The organism is Nocardioides sp. LMS-CY (assembly GCF_018732145.1).
GTDB classification, from domain to species: domain Bacteria; phylum Actinomycetota; class Actinomycetes; order Propionibacteriales; family Nocardioidaceae; genus Nocardioides; species Nocardioides soli.
The window spans coordinates 2298554-2316519 of record NZ_CP076104.1 but is presented as its reverse complement, the minus strand read 5'-3'; the positions used below and the strand labels follow the sequence as shown (position 1 = coordinate 2316519).

18 protein-coding genes are annotated in these 17966 nt (G+C 71.5%); 2 read left to right on the top strand and 16 right to left on the bottom strand.

Annotated elements, in window-relative coordinates; genetic code table 11:
- Window position 1: 1 nt before the first annotated feature.
- From hisB to KM427_RS11195, 4 genes are all read right to left on the bottom strand, one after another.
- Window positions 2-610 (bottom strand): imidazoleglycerol-phosphate dehydratase HisB, encoded by a 609-nt coding sequence (gene hisB / locus KM427_RS11210; RefSeq protein WP_215527226.1) that lies wholly within the window; start codon window positions 608-610, stop codon window positions 2-4.
- Window positions 607-1740 carry a histidinol-phosphate transaminase gene (locus tag KM427_RS11205; RefSeq protein ID WP_215527225.1) on the bottom strand — a complete coding sequence of 378 codons (1134 nt, stop codon included), beginning with the start codon at window positions 1738-1740 and terminating at the stop codon, window positions 607-609. Before KM427_RS11205 ends, hisB begins: the two co-directional genes overlap by 4 nt.
- Before the next feature lie 2 nt (window positions 1741-1742).
- Window positions 1743-3044, bottom strand: a complete 1302-nt coding sequence (gene hisD / locus KM427_RS11200) for a histidinol dehydrogenase (protein WP_183590355.1) — start codon at window positions 3042-3044, stop codon at window positions 1743-1745.
- A 79-nt stretch (window positions 3045-3123) separates the two neighbouring features.
- Window positions 3124-3663 (bottom strand): Uma2 family endonuclease, encoded by a 540-nt coding sequence (locus KM427_RS11195; protein WP_246389896.1) that lies wholly within the window; start codon window positions 3661-3663, stop codon window positions 3124-3126.
- Window positions 3664-3838: 175 nt separating this feature from the next.
- Here KM427_RS11195 and KM427_RS11190 point away from each other — a divergent pair, with 175 nt between their 5' ends.
- Entirely contained in the window at window positions 3839-4525 is a 687-nt protein-coding gene (locus tag KM427_RS11190; RefSeq protein ID WP_252275282.1) for an LON peptidase substrate-binding domain-containing protein, read from the top strand.
- A gap of 336 nt (window positions 4526-4861) precedes the next feature.
- A complete protein-coding gene (gene ybaK / locus KM427_RS11185; RefSeq protein ID WP_215527224.1) occupies window positions 4862-5353 on the top strand; it encodes a Cys-tRNA(Pro) deacylase in 492 nt (163 codons plus the stop codon).
- Here the strand turns inward: ybaK and KM427_RS11180 are convergent.
- The 12 genes from KM427_RS11180 to pgeF all read right to left on the bottom strand — a co-directional run bounded on the left by KM427_RS11180 (window position 5340) and on the right by pgeF (window position 17966).
- Complete coding sequence (locus KM427_RS11180; RefSeq protein WP_183590358.1) at window positions 5340-6947, bottom strand: DUF3352 domain-containing protein; 1608 nt, start codon at window positions 6945-6947, stop codon at window positions 5340-5342. The genes ybaK and KM427_RS11180 overlap by 14 nt on opposite strands.
- 54 nt (window positions 6948-7001) lie before the next feature.
- A complete protein-coding gene (locus KM427_RS11175; protein ID WP_183590359.1) occupies window positions 7002-7535 on the bottom strand; it encodes a hypothetical protein in 534 nt (177 codons plus the stop codon).
- A complete protein-coding gene (gene dnaE, locus KM427_RS11170) occupies window positions 7532-11077 on the bottom strand; it encodes a DNA polymerase III subunit alpha (RefSeq protein WP_215527223.1) in 3546 nt (1181 codons plus the stop codon). The genes KM427_RS11175 and dnaE overlap by 4 nt, the downstream gene beginning before the upstream one ends.
- A 168-nt stretch (window positions 11078-11245) precedes the next feature.
- Window positions 11246-11980: a GNAT family N-acetyltransferase gene (locus KM427_RS11165; RefSeq protein WP_215527222.1), complete on the bottom strand. Its 735-nt coding sequence runs from the start codon at window positions 11978-11980 to the stop codon at window positions 11246-11248.
- On the bottom strand, window positions 11970-12836 hold the full coding sequence (locus KM427_RS11160; RefSeq protein ID WP_246390049.1) for an RluA family pseudouridine synthase: 867 nt from the start codon (window positions 12834-12836) through the stop codon (window positions 11970-11972). Before KM427_RS11160 ends, KM427_RS11165 begins: the two co-directional genes overlap by 11 nt.
- Window positions 12837-12898: 62 nt before the next feature.
- The gene (gene lspA, locus KM427_RS11155; protein WP_183590363.1) at window positions 12899-13510 is read right to left on the bottom strand and encodes a signal peptidase II; all 612 of its coding nucleotides are present in this window, start codon (window positions 13508-13510) and stop codon (window positions 12899-12901) included.
- Entirely contained in the window at window positions 13483-14628 is a 1146-nt protein-coding gene (locus KM427_RS25715) for a TraR/DksA family transcriptional regulator (RefSeq protein WP_286674384.1), read from the bottom strand. The genes lspA and KM427_RS25715 overlap by 28 nt, the downstream gene beginning before the upstream one ends.
- Window positions 14629-14802: 174 nt before the next feature.
- Window positions 14803-15561 carry a DivIVA domain-containing protein gene (locus KM427_RS25710; protein WP_183592125.1) on the bottom strand — a complete coding sequence of 253 codons (759 nt, stop codon included), beginning with the start codon at window positions 15559-15561 and terminating at the stop codon, window positions 14803-14805.
- A gap of 89 nt (window positions 15562-15650) precedes the next feature.
- The gene (locus tag KM427_RS11140; RefSeq protein WP_252275280.1) at window positions 15651-15914 is read right to left on the bottom strand and encodes a YggT family protein; all 264 of its coding nucleotides are present in this window, start codon (window positions 15912-15914) and stop codon (window positions 15651-15653) included.
- Window positions 15915-15985: 71 nt separating this feature from the next.
- Window positions 15986-16495, bottom strand: a complete 510-nt coding sequence (locus KM427_RS11135; RefSeq protein ID WP_183590366.1) for a cell division protein SepF — start codon at window positions 16493-16495, stop codon at window positions 15986-15988.
- A gap of 59 nt (window positions 16496-16554) precedes the next feature.
- Window positions 16555-17250 (bottom strand): YggS family pyridoxal phosphate-dependent enzyme, encoded by a 696-nt coding sequence (locus KM427_RS11130; RefSeq protein WP_215527221.1) that lies wholly within the window; start codon window positions 17248-17250, stop codon window positions 16555-16557.
- Window positions 17247-17966, bottom strand: a complete 720-nt coding sequence (gene pgeF / locus KM427_RS11125) for a peptidoglycan editing factor PgeF (protein ID WP_215527220.1) — start codon at window positions 17964-17966, stop codon at window positions 17247-17249. Before pgeF ends, KM427_RS11130 begins: the two co-directional genes overlap by 4 nt.

Genomic DNA, 17966 nt, shown 5'->3' with positions numbered 1-17966 from the left:
TTCAGAGGGTCCCCTTCGTGGAGGGCACGCCCGTCTCGCGCGGGTCGAGTGCGACCGCGTCGCGGAAGGCCCGGGCGAACGCCTTGAACTGGGTCTCCACGATGTGGTGCGGCTCGCGGCCGGCGAGCACCCGCACGTGCAGCGCGAAGTGGCCGTGGAACGCGATCGTCTCGAAGACGTGCTGGGTCAGCGAGCCGAGGTACGCCGGCGTCGACCCACCCAGCTGCACGTACTGCTGGCCCTCGGGCTCGCCGGTGTGCACGCAGTAGGGCCGGCCGGACACGTCGACGACGGCCTGCACGAGCGCCTCGTCGAGCGGCACCGTGGCGTCGCCGAAGCGGCGGATGCCCTGCTTGTCGCCGAGCGCCTGGCGCAGCGCCTGGCCGAGCGCGATCGCGGTGTCCTCGGTCGTGTGGTGGGCGTCGATCCAGTGGTCGCCCTCGGACTGCACGGTCAGGTCCACGAGCGAGTGCCGCGCGAACGCGGTGAGCATGTGGTCGTAGAAGCCGATGCCGGTGGAGACGTCGTGACGCCCCGAGCCGTCGAGGTCGACCTCGACGAGCACCTTCGACTCGCTGGTCTGCCGCTCGATCCGAGCCGTCCTGCTCATGCCTGTGCCTCCATACCCAGGGTCCGCGCTGCCACGGTCTGCATGACCTCGGTCATCGCCTGCTTGAACGCCATCATCTCGTCTGCGGTGCCGATCGACACCCGCAGCCACCCGTCGGGCCCGACCTCGCGGATCAGCACGCCCCGGTCGAGCAGTCCCTGCCACACCGCATGACGGTCGGCGAAGGTGCCGAACAGCACGAAGTTCGCGTCGCTGTCGGCCACGGTCAGCCCCTGCTCCCGCAACCAGTCGACGCAGCCGTCGCGCTCGGCCCGCAGCTCGTCGACCCTCCCGAGCAGCTCCGGCGCGTGCCGCAGCGCGGCGAGCGCGGCCGCCTGGGTCACCGCGGAGAGGTGGTAGGGCAGCCGGACGACCCGGATCGCGTCGCAGATCGCCGGGTCCGCCGCCAGGTAGCCCAGCCGCAGGCCGGCCGCCGCGAACGCCTTGCTCATCGTGCGCGTGACGACCAGGTTGCGGTACGTCGGCAGCAGCTCGACCGCGCTCGGGACGCCGGAGCGCCGGAACTCGCCGTACGCCTCGTCGACGACCACGAGCCCACCCGGCTCGTAGCTGGCCGCTGCCTTGCAGAGCAGGCCGACCGCCTCGGGCGGCAGCGCGGTGCCGGTCGGGTTGTTGGGGCTCGGCAGCAGCACGACGCTCGGCCGCTCGCGCTCGACGGCCTCGCGAGCGGCGTCGAGGTCGAGGCTGAAGTCCTCCGCGCGCCGGCCGTGCACCCAGGTGGTCGAGGTGTCGCGGGCGTACTCGGGATACATCGAGTAGGTCGGCGCGAAGCTCATCGCCGTGCGCCCGGGCCCGCCGAAGGCCTGCAGCAGCTGCAGCATCACCTCGTTGGAGCCGTTCGCCGCCCACACCTGGTCCGGCGTCACGCCGTGCGGGGTGTCGCGGGAGAGGTACGCCGCGAGGGCGGCGCGCAGCGCCACGTGCTCACGGTCGGGGTAGCGGTTGAGGGTCAGCGCGGCCTCGCGCACGGCGGCGGCGATGTCGTCGGCGCATGCCGCGGAGGGCCCGTAGGGGTTCTCGTTGGTGTTGAGCTGGACGGGGACGTCGAGCTGGGGCGCGCCGTACGGCTCGAGCCCCCGCAGCTCCTCGCGGATCGGGGGGAAGTCCATGCTCACTCCCCGAATCGCACGCTGACCGCGGCGCCGTGGCCGGGCAGGTCCTCGGCCTCGGCGAGCGTCACCACGTGGCCGGCGACCGCCTCGAGCGCGCCGCGGTCGTACTCGACGACGTGCACCGACTTGGTGAACGCGCGCACCGACAGGCCGCTGCTGTGGCAGGCGCAGCCGCCCGTGGGCAGCACGTGGTTGGAGCCGGCGCAGTAGTCGCCGAGGCTCACCGGAGCGTAGGGGCCGACGAAGATCGCGCCGGCGTTGTTGACCCGGGCCGCCCAGGCGGCGGCGTCCTCGGTGTGGATCTCCAGGTGCTCGGCGGCGTACGCGTCGACCACCTGGAGTCCCTGCTCGAGGTCGTCGACCAGCACGATGCCCGACTGCGGGCCGGAGAGGCTGGTGCGGATCCGCTCGACGTGCTTGGTCACCGAGACCTGCTTGTCGAGCTCGGCCTCGACCTCGCTCGCGAGCCGCTCGCTCGGCGTGACCAGCACCGACGCCGCGAGCGGGTCGTGCTCGGCCTGGCTGATCAGGTCGGCGGCGACGTACGCCGCGTCGGCGGTGTCGTCGGCCAGGATCGCGATCTCGGTCGGCCCGGCCTCGGAGTCGATGCCGATCTGGCCCTTGAGCAGCCGCTTCGCGGTGACGGTGTAGATGTTGCCCGGCCCGGTGACCAGGTCGACCTTGGCGCACGGCCCGACGCCGTAGGCGAACATCGCGATCGCCTGGGCGCCGCCGACGGCGTACACCTCATCGACGCCGAGCAGCGCGCACGCCGCCAGGATCGTCGGGTGCACGGAGCCGCCGAACTCCCGCTGCGGCGGGCTGGCCAGCGCGATCGACTCGACGCCCGCGGTCTGGGCGGGCACGACGTTCATCAGCACGCTGGAGACCAGCGGCGCGAGGCCGCCCGGCACGTAGAGGCCGACCCGCCCGACCGGCACCTTGCGGTGGGTGACGCGGGCTCCCGGGCCGAGGTCGGTCACGGCGTCCTGCTCCAGCTCGTTGGCGCAGGTCGCGCGCAGCCGCCGGATCGACTCGTCCAGCCCGGCGCGGATGGCCGGGTCGAGCTCGACGAGAGCCCGCTGGAGTGCCTCCGGCGCGACCCGGATGTCGTCGACGCGCACCCCGTCGAACCGCTCGCCGTACTCCCGGATCGCGGCCAGGCCGCGGGTGCGGACCTCCTCGCAGATCGCATGCACCGCCGGCACCGCCGCCTCGACGTCGAAGTCGGCACGGGGCACGGCTGCTCGGTAGTCGACCGTCGTCCGGTCGGCGCCCCGCAGGTCGATGCGCTGGATCATGGCACCGATTCTACGAGCGCCCCGGCCCCGGCCTCGCCCCGCGTCCGACGGCTGAGGCGCCGAGGACACAACCGAGGACTCAGTCGGTCAGGTCACCGGGCGCGACGGCGACCGGGAACGGCCGGACGGCCGACCAGCGCTCCCCCGGCCCGACATCGGCGATCTCGACGTAGCGGCCGTCGACCAACTCCCACACCACGAGCCGCAGCTCGTCCGGGTCGACCACCCAGTACGACGCGATGCCGGCGCGCTCGTAGCGGGCGAACTTCGTGTTCAGGTCGTAGATCCGGTTCGAGGGCGAGAGCACCTCGACCGCCAGCAAGGGCGGGTGGTCGAGGTACTTGGCGCCGTAGTCGGACTTCGGCGCGACGACGATGTCGGGCTCGACCCACGTCCGCTCGTCGATGATGACGGCCGTCGGGGCAGGCAGCACACGCAGGTGCGCTGGGGCTGTCGTCCGGAGCAGCACGAGCAGGTTCGTCAGCACGTCCTGGTGTCGCCAGGCGGGCGTCGGGCTCACGACGAGGACACCGTCGATGAGCTCGTAGCGCTGCCCGTCATCGGGCATCGCCTCGATGTCCGCGACCGTCAGCGCCCGCCCACGCGGCAGCGTCGTCATGACCACCATGGTGCCTCACCCCTCGCTGATCAGCCACAGCCATGGGCATGAGCGTGCGGTGGGAAGCAGCGTGCCGCAACCGGCTCTCCACAGGCGCTGGCGCGCCTTCGCACCTCATCCAGCGAAGCCGGTGGTTGAGGTGCGAGCGCCAGCGAGCCTCGAAACCACCACCGCGATGACCGACTACGTTGAGACCGTGGCCGACACGCTGCCGATGTTCCCGCTGAACGCGGTCCTCTTCCCGGGTCTCAGCGTGCCGTTGCACGTCTTCGAGGACCGCTACCGCGCCCTGGTGCACGAGCTGCTGCGGGTCGCGGATCCCGCCGCCCGGCTGTTCGGGTCGGTCGGCATCCGGGAGGGGTACGAGGTCGGCGAGCACGGGGCGCAGTCGCTCTACCGGGTCGGCTGCCGGCTCCAGCTCACCGACGTCGAGAGCAACGCCGACGGCAGCTTCGACATCGTGGCGGTCGGCATGGAGCGCATCGAACTCCAGCGGCTCGAGACCGGGGGCACCTTCCCGGTGGGTCACGTCGTGGATCGGCCCGACAGCGGCGCGGACGTCCCGACGGAGGTGCTCGAGCGTGCCCGCGCGGCGTTCGTCGCCTACCGTGCGGCGCTGGCCGACCTGCGCAGCGACCCGTACGAGGGCACCCTCCCCCGCGACCCGACCTACCTCTCCTGGACCCTGGCCGCCATCGCCCCGCTGCCGATGTCGGAGCGGCAGTCGCTGCTGGAGGCCGAGGACGCCACCGAACGTCTGGTGCTGCTCACCGACCTGCTACGCACCGAGCTGCGCGCCATGAACGTCATCCCGTCGCTGCCGGCCACCGAGGTGGCCCGCACCCGGTGGTCGCCCAATTGAGCGAACAGCGCGCACGCGAGGAACGAGCGTGGGCGCGTGGTGAGCGAAGATTGAGCAAGCCAGCAGGGTGGCGCGAGGAACGAGCGCCGCCCGTGGCTGGCGCAGATTGAGCAAGCCAGCAGGGTGGCGCGAGGAACGAGCGCCGCCCGTGGCTGGCGCAGATTGAGCAAGCCAGCAGGGTGGCGCGAGGAACGAGCGCCGCCCGTGGCTGGCGCAGATTGAGCAAGCCCCGCGACCGAGGAACGAGGTCGCGACGGGCGCGTCGAAATCCAGTGAGCCGAGAGTCGGCGCCGACCCAGGAGACCACCCAGCGGCGCCGACCCAGGAGACCAACTCGTGGCCAAGAAGAAGAGCACCGGCGGCACCCCCGCCACCGTCGCGCTGACGAAGGCCGGCATCGCGTTCACCCTGCACGAGTACCACCACGACCCCCGCGCGACCTCCTACGGACTCGAGGCCGCGGAGGCGCTCGGCCTCGACCCGGACCGGGTCCTCAAGACGCTGATGGTCAGTCTCGACGGAGCGCTGACGGTCGGCATCGTGCCCGTGTCCGGCCAGCTCGACCTCAAGGGCCTGGCCCGCGCCCTGGGCGGTAGCAAGGCCCTGATGGCCGAGGTGGCCGCGGCCGAGCGCGCGACCGGGTACGTCGCGGGCGGCATCTCCCCCGTCGGGCAGAAGCGCCGGCACCCGACAGTGCTCGACGACACCGCGACCAGCTTCGACACGGTCTTCGTCTCCGCCGGCCGGCGCGGTCTCGACCTCGAGATCGCGCCGGCCGACCTGGTGACCGCGACCGGGGCGGTCGTGGCCCCGATCAGTCGGTCGTGATCTTGAGCACGGCGTGGCTCGTGTCGCCGTCGAGCCAGGCGCTCATGCCGAGGCCCTCGAGCGGCTCGAGGTTCTCCCGCACGTCCTGATCGTCGCCGGCGAGCTTCACCAGCCAGTCGTCGCCTGCGTCGAAGTCGACGAAGAGGACGACCGCGGCGTCGTCGTGGTGCTCGACGACGCGCTCGAAGGAGTCGGTGCCGCCGAGCCCCCGGTCGGAGAGCAGCTTTGCGCGGTAGTCGGCGTCCGGCCCGAGGGCGACCGCCTCGTCATCGGCGTCGCTGTCCAGGAAGCCGGCGTCCTGACCCGCGGCCGCGGCGCGGAGCTTGTCGAGCACGTCCTCGACGCCGTCGGGGTCGCCGAGGATCTTCACGCCGATCCCGGACCCCGGCTCCGCCGCGCCCCCGAACCACGACTCCGGGTCGAAGTCGCCGTCGACGGCCAGCGCGATCGCCGAACCGGCCAGGGTCTCCGCGTCCTGGGGCAGATCGATCCCGAGCACCTCGCTCGCCTGCGCGACGAGCTCGTCGGTCGACTCTCCGGTCGCCTCCGCGATCTGGTCGAGCAGCTCGTCGGCCCAGCCGTCACCGAGGCTGAGGCCCAGCGCCGCCACGGTGCCCTCCGGCAGGGACGCCACGAGGTCGCCGGCGGCGTCACCGTCGGCCATGCTGCCCGTGGCCCCGGCGTCGGCCGCCATCTCCAGCTCCAGACCACCGTCGTCGAAGCGGATCGTGGCCGCGGCGCCGCGGAACTCCTTCAGCAGCTCGATGCTCTCCTCGGGCACGACCTCCTCGGGTGCCAGGCCGAGGTCGTCGCCCACCCCGCCGAGCTCATCGGCGAGCAGCGCACCCACCTCGGGCGCGGCGTACAGCGACACGATGCCCGAGTCACCCGCCTCGCTGGTCCAGTGCTGGAAGTCGTCGTCGTCCGCCAGCGACGCCTCGGCGGCATCGGCGGCGGCATCGTCGACGATCTGCTGGGTCTCGCCGATCAACGCCCAGCCGTCGCGGATCGACCAGGCGCCCTCGACCGAGTCGCCGCCCGCGCACTCGCGGATCGCCTGGAGGCCCGCGTCGGCGGCGTCGTCATCGCTCACCTGGAGCACGAAGACCGGCGCGGGCAGATCGCCGCCGGCATCGACGGCGGCCACCGCGAACCGGTCGCCGAGCCACGGGGCGACGTCGTCGTCGTAGTCGAGCGCCTCGCACTCGGTCTCGCCCTGGATCTCGTCGAAGATCCACCGGCGGACGTCGTCGTCGGCGTCGAGGCCCACGACGTCGTCGAACGCCGGGAACTTCGACAGCGCACGCAGCGCGGCGATCTTCTGCCCGCCGCTCGGGTCGAGGTCGATGCTGGCGTAGCCGAGCGTCGAGGCGGGCAGCGCCTCGGCCGGCTGGTCGCCCGTCGAGAAGAACGACAAGGTCGCCCATGCGGCACCGCCGACGGCCACGACCGCGACGGCGGCCCCGGCCGCGAGCACGGTACTGCGTCGGCCCCGGCCCCGGGGCCGGTCACCGCCTCGGCTGTCGAGCGTCTCGGCCTGTCCACCCGGCGGCGGGCCCGAGGGCGGCGGTCCGGACGGCGTGTCGTACGACATCGGCTAACCCCATGAGATCGGACGCCGACCGATGCCGGCGAAGAGGAGGGCAGCCTATCCGGCGAGCTCCCGGCCCGACGGCGACTCCAGCGACTCCTGTGGAGGAACCCGGGCCGACAGCCCGATGAACACGAGCACCAGGCCGAGCAGCGCACCGACCGGGAAGGCGATGAACGGGCTCCGACCGGAGACCGCGAGGTGATCGGGCAGCCGGGTGCCGTCGGCGGCGCTGCGCGCGGCCGTGGCGGGGTCGGGCGGCCCGAGGGCCGTGCCGACCTGCAGCATCAGCCAGGCCGCGACGACCGACCCGACCACGACACCGGCGAGCGTGAGCAGCGGGACCCGGTCGGCCACGAGCGTGACGGCGATGCCGGCGACCAGTCCGGCGACCACGGCCACCACGACGTACCAGCCGGTGCCGGAGAACTGGTGCTGCAGCCCGAGGGCGTCACCGGCCGTCCACTGGTGGTCGACGACCACGCCGATCGTGGGGCTCCAGATCCACTCCCAGACCACGCCGGCCAGCGCGCCCGCCAGCGCCAGGACGACCACGACCAGCGCCAGCTGCACCACCAGCCGCCGCGTCATCCGGCCAGGCACCCCGGGCCGAGGAGCTGCTTGAGGTCGGCGAACAGGGCGGGGCTCGGCGTGACCCGATGGCGCTCGAGGTTGAGCACGACGGTCTTCTCGCGCATCCGCAGGCGCAGGTGGACCTCGGTCACGCCGGCATGGGTGGCCAGCACCTCCTTGAGGTGGTCGACCACGTTGCCGTTGACCCGGGTCTGCGGGAGGTTGATCACGACGGGGCCGCTCGGACCCCGGGTGGTGTCGACGAGCGACACCTCCTGGCCCATGATCTCGGGCTGGTCCTTGCTCCGGGAGAGCCGGCCCTTGACCGTGATGATGGCGTCCTCGGTGATGAGGTGGCCGCACAGCTGCCATGAGCTCGGGAAGAGCAGCACCTCGATCGAGCCGTCGAGGTCCTCGAGCGTGACGAGGGCCCACGCGTCGCCGCGCTTGGTGATCTTGCGCTGCACGGAGGTGACCAGGCCCGACACCGCGATCGGGCTGCCGTCGGGGCGGCTCTCGTCGAGCATCAGCTGCCCGATCGTGCAGTCGGTGCCCTGCGAGAGGACGTGCTCGAGGCCCAGCAGCGGATGGTCGGAGACGTAGAGACCGAGCATCTCGCGCTCCCGCCCGAGCAGCGTGGTCTTGTCCCACTCGTCGATGTCCGGGATCGGAATGCTGACGTCGAAGCCGACCTCGTCGACCGAGTCGGCCGCGCCGAAGAGCGAGTCCTGCCCCTCGTCCTCGCGCTTCAGCCCGACGTAGCGGTCGGTCGCCTCCTCGTGAACGAGGTGGAGCGCCCGCCGCTTGTGCTTCATGTCGTCGAAGGCGCCGGCGAGGATCAGCGACTCGATGACCCTCTTGTTGCAGACGTTCGCCGGCACCTTGCTGAGGAAGTCGTTGAAGTGCTCGTAGCGCGCCTTCTCCTCGCGCGCGGCCACGATGCCGTCGACCACGTTGGCGCCGACGTTGCGGATCGCGGTCAGGCCGAAGCGGATGTCGTTGCCGACCGGGGTGAAGTCGTGGGCCGACTCGTTGACGTCCGGCGGCAGCACCTGGATCTTCATCCGACGGCACTCGTTGAGGTAGATCGCCATCTTGTCCTTGTCGTCCCGCGCGGACGTGAGCAAGGCGGCCATGTACTCGGCCGGGTAGTTGGCCTTGAGGTAGGCGGTCCAGTAGGTGATGACGCCGTACGCCGCGGAGTGCGACTTGTTGAACGCGTAGTCGGCGAAGGGGACGAGGATCTCCCACAGCGTCTTGACCGCGTCCTGCGGGTAGCCGCGCTCGAGCATGCCAGCCTCGAAGCCGGCGTACTGCTTGTCGAGCTCCTCCTTCTTCTTCTTGCCCATGGCGCGCCGCATGTTGTCCGCCGCGCCCAGCGAGAAGCCCGCCAGGACCTGGGCGATCGCCATGACCTGCTCCTGGTAGACGATCAGGCCGTAGGTCTCCCCCAGCACCGGCTCGAGAGCCTCGGCGAGGGCGGGGTGGATCGGCTCGATCGGCTGGCGGCCGTTCTTGCGGTGCGCGTACTTGTTGTGCGAGTCCGCGCCCATCGGGCCGGGGCGGTAGAGCGCGCTGACGGCGGTGATGTCGGCGAACTGGTCGGGCTGCATCGAGCGCAGCAGCGCACGCATGCCACCACCATCGAGCTGGAAGACGCCGAGCGTGTCGCCGCGGCCCATCAGCTCGTAGGTGGGCCGGTCGTCGAATGGGAGCTCCTCGAGGACGATCTGCTCGTCCCGGTTGGCCGCGATGTTGGCGACCGCGTCCTCGAGGATGTGCAGGTTGCTCAGGCCGAGGAAGTCCATCTTGACCAGCCCGAGCGACTCGCACATCGGGTAGTCGAACTGGGTGATGATCGCGCCGTCCTGTGGACGGGCCATGATCGGCACGATGTCGAGCAGCGGCTCGCTCGACATGATCACGCCGGCCGCGTGGACGCCCCAGTTGCGGATCTGGCCCTCGAGGCCGACCGCGGTGTTGTAGATCGTGCGGACGTCGGGGTCCTGATCGTGCAGCGCGCGGAACTCGCCGCCCTCGCCGTACCGCTTGTGCTCGGGGTTGAAGATCTCCTTGAGCGGCACGCCCTTGCCCATGACGTCGGGCGGCAGCGCCTTGGTGATCCGGTCGGAGATCGCGAAGCCGTGGTCGAGCACGCGGGCCGCGTCCTTGATCGCCGCCTTGGACTTCAGCCGGCCGAAGGTCGCGATCTGCGCGACCCGGTCGGCGCCGTACTTGTCCGTGACGTACTTGATGACCTCGCCGCGGCGGTGGTCGTCGAAGTCGATGTCGAAGTCGGGCATCGACGGGCGCTCGGGGTTGAGGAAGCGCTCGAAGAAGAGCCCGTGCTCGAGCGGGCAGAGGTCGGTGATGCTGAGCGCGTACGCCGCGATCGAGCCCGCACCCGAGCCACGGCCGGGGCCGACCCGGATGCCGTTGCGCTTGGACCACTGGATGAAGTCGGCGACCACGAGGTAGTAGCCGCAGTAGCCCTTCTGCGAGATGATGCCGAGCTCCATCTCGACGCGGTCCTTGACCTCCTGGGTCAGTCGGTCGCCGGGGTAGCGGGCCTCGATGCCCCGCCACACCTCCTTGCGGAACCAGCTCTCCTCGGTCTCGCCCGCCGGGACGTCGGCGCGCGCCATGTAGCCGCCGGTGGACTCGACGAACTCGACCTCGCAGCGTTCCGCGATCGCGAGCGTGTTGTCGCACGCGTCGGGGAAGTCGCGCCACAGCTCGCGCATCTCCGCGGCGGACTTGATGTAGTAGCCGCCGCCGTCGAACTTCAGGCGGTTGGTGTCGGCCAGCCGCTTGCCCGAGGCGACGCAGATGAGGGCGTCCTGACCGTCGGCGTCCTCGGGGTTGGTGTAGTGGGTGTCGTTGGTGACGATCGCCGGCAGGTCGAGCGTCTTCGCGATTCGGAGCAGGTCCTCACGCGTCGCCCGCTCGGCGGCGATACCGTGGTCCATCAGCTCCAGGTAGAAGTTCTCCTTGCCGAAGATGTCCTGGAACTCCCCCGCCGCCCGCAGCGCCTCGTCGTACTGCCCGAGCGTCAGGCGGGTCTGGATCTCGCCGGAGAGGCAACCGGTGCTGGCGATGATGCCCTTGGAGTAGCGCTGCAGCAGGTCGCGGTCCATCCGGGGCTTGTAGTAGTAGCCCTCGAGGCTGGCCAGGCTGGCGAGCCGGAAGAGGTTGTGCATGCCGGCGGTGTTCTCGGCCCACATGGTCATGTGGGTGTAGGCGCCGCCACCGGCGACGTCCTTGCCGCCCTCCTCGGCGGTGTCCCCCTTGCCCCAGCGGATCCGCTTGCGCTCGCCGCGGGGCGTCCCCGGCGTGAGGTAGGCCTCGATGCCGATGATCGGCTTCACGCCGTACTTGCGGGCCTTGGAGTAGAAGTCGAACGCGCCGTGCAGGTTGCCGTGGTCGGTCATCGCGATGGCCGGCATCTCCTGCGCGGCCACGCGCGTGAACAGCCCGTCGAGCAGCGAGGCCCCGTCGAGCATGGAGTACTCGGTGTGGACGTGGAGGTGGACGAAGGAGTCCTGGGAGCCGTTCGCCATCGTCGTCGGCTACTCCTCGGGGCTAGCGGTTGTGCGGGCATGCTGGACCAGAGCCACGGAGAAGGCCGGGCGCCGATCGGGGGAAGGACGCCAGCCTACGTGACTTCGCGGGACACCTTAGGGCGGCGCACCGACAGTCGGGGTTTCGAGGCTCGCTGCGCTCGCACCTCAACCACCGTGAGCCCCGACACCGCCCTCGCGGGCGGCCTCGAGGCTCTCGGTGATGATCGTGTGCACGATCCGGGCCAGTCGCTCCTCGCCCAGCTCCGGGGCACGACGGGCCAGGGCGGCGGCGATCTCACGCTCGCGCCCGGCGTCCCTCGAGGTGTCGTGCTTGATCCGCTGGACGGCGCGGGTGAGCGCGACCCGACGGGCGAGCAGGTCGCCGAGCTGCTCGTCGACCTCGTCGATGAGGCCCCGGTAGAAGCGCAGCGGCTCGGCGCCGGGCCAGGCCATCCGGACGTCGGGCGCCCTCTCCTCGTTGCCCGACCCGTCGGTGCGCTCCAGCTCGACCAGGCCGTGCCGCGCGTAGAACCGCCGCGCGCCCTCGTTGCTCTCGAAGACCCACAGCGCGAACCCGTCGGGACGCAGCGACTTCACGAGGTCGAGCAGCACCGACCCGGTGCCCGAGCCCAGGTGCTCGGGATGCACGAAGAGATGGTCGAGCCAGGTCGGCGTGATCAGCGCGTAGCCGATCACCCTCCCGTCGTGCTCGGCCAGCCAACCCTCGTGGTCGACGCGCGCCAGCTGCCCGGCCATCCACTGCCGGTCCTCGGCGTTCGTGTGCAGCGCCGGTGGCATCTGCGGCACCGCCGCGACCCGGGCGGCGGAGTAGAGGTCGGCGAGCGCCTCGGCGTCCTCCGGCTCGGCCCGGCGCAGGGTCAGCTCCGGGTCAGTGGGCATCCCGGATCACCTCGAGCGCGTGCGCCAGGTCGTCGGGGTAGGTCGACTCGTACTCGACGTACTCCCCCGACTCCGGGTGCTCGAAGCCGAGGCGTACGGCGTGCAGCCACTGCCGCTCCAGCCCGCAGCGTCGGGCGAGCGTCGGATCGGCCCCGTAGGTCAGGTCGCCCACGCAGGGGTGCTTCAGGGCCGCCATGTGCACCCGGATCTGGTGGGTGCGCCCGGTCTCGAGGTGGATCTGGAGCAGGCTCGCGAAGCGGTGCGCCTCCAGCGTCTCGTAGTGGGTGACGCTGTGCCGGCCGTCGGCCATCACCGCGAACTTGTAGTCCGCCTTGGGATGCCGCCCGATCGGGGCGTCGACGGTGCCCTCGAGCGGGTCCGGGTGGCCCTGCACCAGCGCGTGGTAGGTCTTGTCGACGGTGCGGTTGCGGAAGGCGTTCTTGAGCACGGAGTACGCACGCTCGGACTTGCAGATCACCATCACGCCGGAGGTGCCGACGTCGAGCCGCTGCACGATGCCCTGGCGCTCCGACGCACCGCTGGTGGCGATCCGGAAGCCGGCACCGGCCAGGTGGCCGACCACGGTCTGGCCGGTCCAGCCCGGCGAGGGGTGGACGGCGACGCCGACGGGCTTGTCGATCACGACGATGGAGTCGTCGTCGTGGATGATCTTGATCCCCTCGACGATCTCGGGCACCACCTCGAGCGGGTCGGCCTCGACGGGGATCGTGACGTCGAGGATCGCGCCCGGGAGCACCCGGTCGCTCTTCGCGACCGCGGTGCCGTCGAGCTCCACGTGACCGGCCGCGATCAGGTCCGCGGCGCGGGTGCGGGAGAGGCCGAAGAGCCGCGCCATGGCGGCGTCGACCCGCTCCCCGGCGAGCCCCTCGGGGACCGGCAGGATCCGGTGGTCGGCGTTCACTCCGCGGACTCCGCGCGGACGTCGTCCTCCCCGGTCCGGTCGCCGGAGTCCTTGCGCTCCTCACGCCGCCCGTCGAGGTGCACGCCCCGGAAGACCTGCACGAGGATCAGTCCCGCGGCGACGTTGATGCAGATGTCGGCGACGTTGAACACCGGCCAGTTCGGGAGCATGAAGAAGTCGATGACGTGGCCGCGCAGCGGCCCCGGCTCACGCAGCAGACGGTCGGTCAGGTTGCCGGCGACCCCGGCGAGGAGGAAGCCCAGCGCCACCGCCCAGACCAGGCTGCCGACCTTCCGGGCGAACCACAGGATCACGACCACGGCCACGCTGGCCAGCACGCTGAACACCTCGGTGAATCCGGTGCCGGTGCTGAACGCCGCGCCGGGGTTGCGCACCAGGTGGAGCACGAGGAGGTCGCCGACCACCTCGACGTCCGGGCGCCCCGTCAGCCGGTCGACCGCGAGGTTCTTGGTGATCACGTCGACGGCGTACGCCGTGGCCGCGATCAGTCCGAAGACGGTGAGCAGGCGGGCGCGCGAGGTGCGGGATCGGGCCGGTGGATGTTCCTCGTGGTCGCCGGTCAGCGACGCTCCTCGCGCTGCTTGCATGTCATGCACAGTGTCGCACGGGGGAAGGCCATCAGCCGCATCTTGCCGATCGGGTTGCCGCAGGACTCGCACACGCCGTACGTGCCGTCGTCGATCCGCGCCAGCGCCCGGTCGATCTGGGCGAGCTTGTCACGCTCGCTGCTGAGCACCGCGAGCTCGTGGTCGCGTTCGAACGTGCTGGCACCCACGTCGGCCTGGTCCTGTCCGGCCCCGTCGCCGGAGTCGCGCATCAGGCCGTTGAGCTCGTCGTCGAGGCCCTCCACGATCTCGAGGCTGTGCCGGCGCTGCTCGTGGAGCTCGTCGAGCACCTCCTTGAGCTCCGCCTTGGTCCAGGCGGACTCCCCCGGCTGGACGACCAGCGAACTCGGCGCGACCGTCTTCCGCGACGCGGCCGACTTGGTGGCCGACTTGGTGGCCGTCTTCTTGGCCGCCACCTTGGCGGGCGCGGTCTGGGCTGCCGGTGCGGCCTTCTTCACGGGTGCCGCCTTCTTGGTCGGGGCTGTCTTCTTGATCGGGGCGGCCTTCTTGGTCGGGGCGGCCTTCTTGGTCGGGGCGGCCTTCTTGACCGGGGCGGCCTTCTTGACCGGGGCGGCCTTCTTGACCGGGGCGGCCTTCTTGACCGGGGCGGCCTTCTTGACCGGGGCGGCCTTCTTGACCGGGGCGGCCTTCTTGACCGGGGCGGCCTTCTTGACCGGGGCCGCCTTCTTGACCGGGGCCGCCTTCTTGACCGGGGCCGCCTTCTTGACCGGGGCCGCCTTCTTGACCGGGGCCGCCTTCTTCGCCGGGGCGGCCTTCTTGACCGGGGCGGCCTTCTTGACCGGGGCGGCCTTCTTGACCGGGGCGGCCTTCTTGACCGGGGCGGCCTTCTTGACCGGGGCGGCCTTCTTCGCCGGGGCCGCCTTCTTGACCGGAGCGGCCTTCTTGACCGGAGCGGCCTTTTTCGCCGGGGCCGCCTTCTTGACCGGGGCCGCCTTCTTTGCGGGCGTGGCCTTCTTGGCCGCCGTCTTCTTCACCGGTGCCGACCCGGTCCCCTTCGTGGCGGGCGCCTTGCGCGCGACCACCTTGCGGGCCGCTGCCGCCGCCTGTCCGGCGATCGACTTCCTGGTGCTGCGAGCCATCAGCGGGCCTCCTCGGCCGTTGGGGCGCCTGTGCGTCGTGCCACAGTGGTGCAGGGAGGGTAGCCGAGCGCCGGTACCCCCTCAACCCGACGCTCCGGGAAGCACGACACCGGCCGGTCCCGTGGGACCGGCCGGTGTCGGTGGAGCTGCGCTCCGTGAGAGATCAGCGCGAGATCAGGCGTCGTCCTCGCCCAGGATCGACCGCAGCCGCTTCGGGGCGGGCGTCTCCTCGCCGGAGGACGACGGGGCCTCGGAGCCGCCGGTGTTGAGGGCCTCGAGCTGCTGGCTGAAGTAGCTCTTCAGGCGCGAGCGGTACTCACGCTCGAAGGAACGCAGCCGCTCGACCTCGGAGTTGAGCTTGTCCCGCTCGGTCTCGAGCTCGCCGAACATCTGGCGACGACGCTCGGCCGTCTCCGAGTCCAGCATCTGAGCGCGGGTGCGGGCGTCCGCCTCGAGGCGGTCGGCCTTGGTGCGGGACTCGACGTCGAGACGCTCGGCCTTGGTGCGGGCCTCGGCGATGATCTTGTCGGCCTCGTTCTTGGCGTCCTCGACCAGCTCGTCGGCGTTGCGGGTGGCGATCTCCAGCAGCCGCGCCGCGGCGTTGGAGGCCTCCGGCACCGTCTCGACGCGCAGCGTCTCCACCGGACTCGCGGCCACCGGGCTGGCGGCCACGACGGGCTCGGGCGCCGGGGTCGGCGTCGGCTCCGGGGTCGGCTCGGGAGCCGGCCTCTCCTCGACCACCGGCGCGGGCGCCGGGGCGCCGGACTGCGCCGTGGCGAGCTTCGACCTGAGGTCGTCGTTCTCCTTCGTGAGTCGCGCCAGCTCGGCCTCCACCTCATCGAGGAACTGGTCGACCTCGCCCATGTCGTAGCCCTCGCGGAGCCGGACGGGAGTAAAGCGCTTGTTGCTCACGTCCTCAGGCGTCAGCGGCATGACCTCACCCATTCATTCTCGTCAGAGTTACTGTCGGTCGAACAATAGCGCTTGCACCGGTCTCGGAGTCAGCCAGCACCGCGCTTGATTCAGCTCAGCAGGAGTCGCCCGTTGAGCGAGAGCAGGACGTACGCCCCGATCATCACGATCAGGAAGCTGAGGTCGAGCGCGATGCTGCCCAGCCGCAGCGGCGGGATCACCCGGCGCAGCGCCTTGATCGGCGGGTCGGTCGCGGAGTAGACGCCCTCGAGCCCCACCAGCAGCGCGCCGCGCGGCGTCCACTGCCGGGCGAAGATCTGCACCCAGTCGACGACGAAGCGCACCCACAGGAGCGCGATGAACACCCACAGCACGACCTGGATGATCAGACCAACGGTTTGCAACGTACGACGTGTCCTAGCCCTGGTTCAGCTCTGGTAGTGGTTCAGCTCTGGTTGAAGAATCCGCCCTCGACGATCCGCTGCTTGTCCTCAGCGGCCACCGACACGTTCGGCGGCGAGAGCAGGAACACCTTGTTGGTGATGCGCTCGATGGTGCCACGGGTCGCAAAGACCAGGCCCGCCGCGAAGTCGACCAGGCGCTTGGCGTCGGAGTCGTCCATCTCGGAGAGGTTCATGATGACCGGCGTGCCCTCGCGGAAGTTCTCGCCGACGGTGCGCGCCTCGTTGTAGGTGCGCGGGTGCAGCGTGGTGATGCGGGACAGCTCGGCGACGACACCGGTCGGACCACCGGCCGGGGCGCTGGAGGCCCCCGCCGAACGACGGCGTTCGGCCAGGTCGGAGACCGGCGCGGGGCGGGTCTCCCGCTTGCGCGCGGCGACCGGCGCGGTCTCCTGGGTCTCGTACTCGTCGTAGGAGCCGTACTCCTCGTCGTAGCGTCCGGTGTCCTCGAGCAGGCCGAGGTACTCGCCGATCCTGCGCATCGCGCCGCTCATGACTGTCGTCCTCCGGAACTCCGCATCCCCTCGGGGACGCACTTGTGGTGATTGGGACCCTACTTGAGCCGAGGCCTCGAACCGAGGACCGCGGACCCTATCCGTACGTGTGTCGCCCCGGCGCGGACGGCGTGCTCCAGGTCGCCGCTCATCCCGGCCGAGAGCCAGGTCGCATCGGGGTGCTCGGCGACGAAGTCGGCCCGGATCGCCGCGAGCCGCTCGAACGCGGGCCGCGGGTCCTCCCCGAGCGGCGCCACCGCCATCAGGCCGCGCAGCCGGAGCGGCTCCGCCTCCGCCACCGCGACTGCCAGCGCCGGCAGCTCGGCCGGGTCGACGCCCGCCCGCCCCGCGCGTCCCGGCGGGTCGAGGCTGACCTGGAGCAGCACGTCGACCGGCCGCTCCCCCGCCCCGCGGGCGAGCGGCGCGACCAGCTTGCGCCGGTCGACCGACTCCACGACGCCGGCGTACGCCGCGACCGCCGCCGCCTTGTTGCTCTGGAGCCCGCCGATGAAGTGCCAGGTGAGCCCGAGGTCGGCGCACTCGGCGGCCTTGGCCTCGGCCTCCTGGTGACGATTCTCACCCACGTCGGTGACGCCGAGTTCGGCGAGCAGCCGCACGTCGGCGGCCGGGAAGAACTTGGTGACCACCACCAGCCGCACCTCGGCGGGGTCGCGGCCGGCGTCGGTGCACGCGGCGGCGATCCGCCCGCGCACCGTCACGAGGTTGGCGGCGAGCTCGTCGCGCCGGGCGCTCATGACGCCCTCCGGCGGATCAGGCCGGCATGCCGGCCGGCGCTCCTACCGTCGCGACGGTAGGAGTAGAGGTCGGTCGACTCGCGGGTGCAGCGAGCGACGTCGACGACCCGTACGCCGGCGCGCTCGAGCTGCGCGCGGACGCCCGCGCCGAGGTCGAGCGACGGCGTACCCCACGACGTGGTCGCGACGCTGGACGGCTCCACCGCCCCGACGTCGGCCTGGAGGTCGGCGGGCACCTCGTAGCAGGCGCCGCACACGTGCGGACCCACCCACGCGGTGATCTGGCGCGCACCGAGATCGCGCATCCGGGCCACGGTGGCAGGTACGACGCCCGCGGCGACCCCCGGCCGGCCGGCGTGCGCCGCGCCGACGACGCCCGCGGCGGCGTCGGCGAGCAGCACCGGCACGCAGTCGGCGGCCCGCACCATCAGCACGACTCCGACGCGGGCGGTGACCAGCCCGTCGGCCTCGGCCCGCTCCACGCGCTCTCCCCCGACCGACACGACGTCGCACCCGTGCACCTGGCGGAGGTCGGCGAGCTCGTCGCCGGGCGCGAAGTCCCCGAGCAGCAGCCGCAGGTTCTCGGCGCGGTCCGGCTCGGGGTCGTCGCCGTCGATCGCCAGGTTGAGCTCGTCGAAGGGCACACCGCTGACCCCGCCGTACCGGTCCGTGAAGGCCAGGTCGACGGGGCCGTCGGTGTCGCGATGGAAGTACAA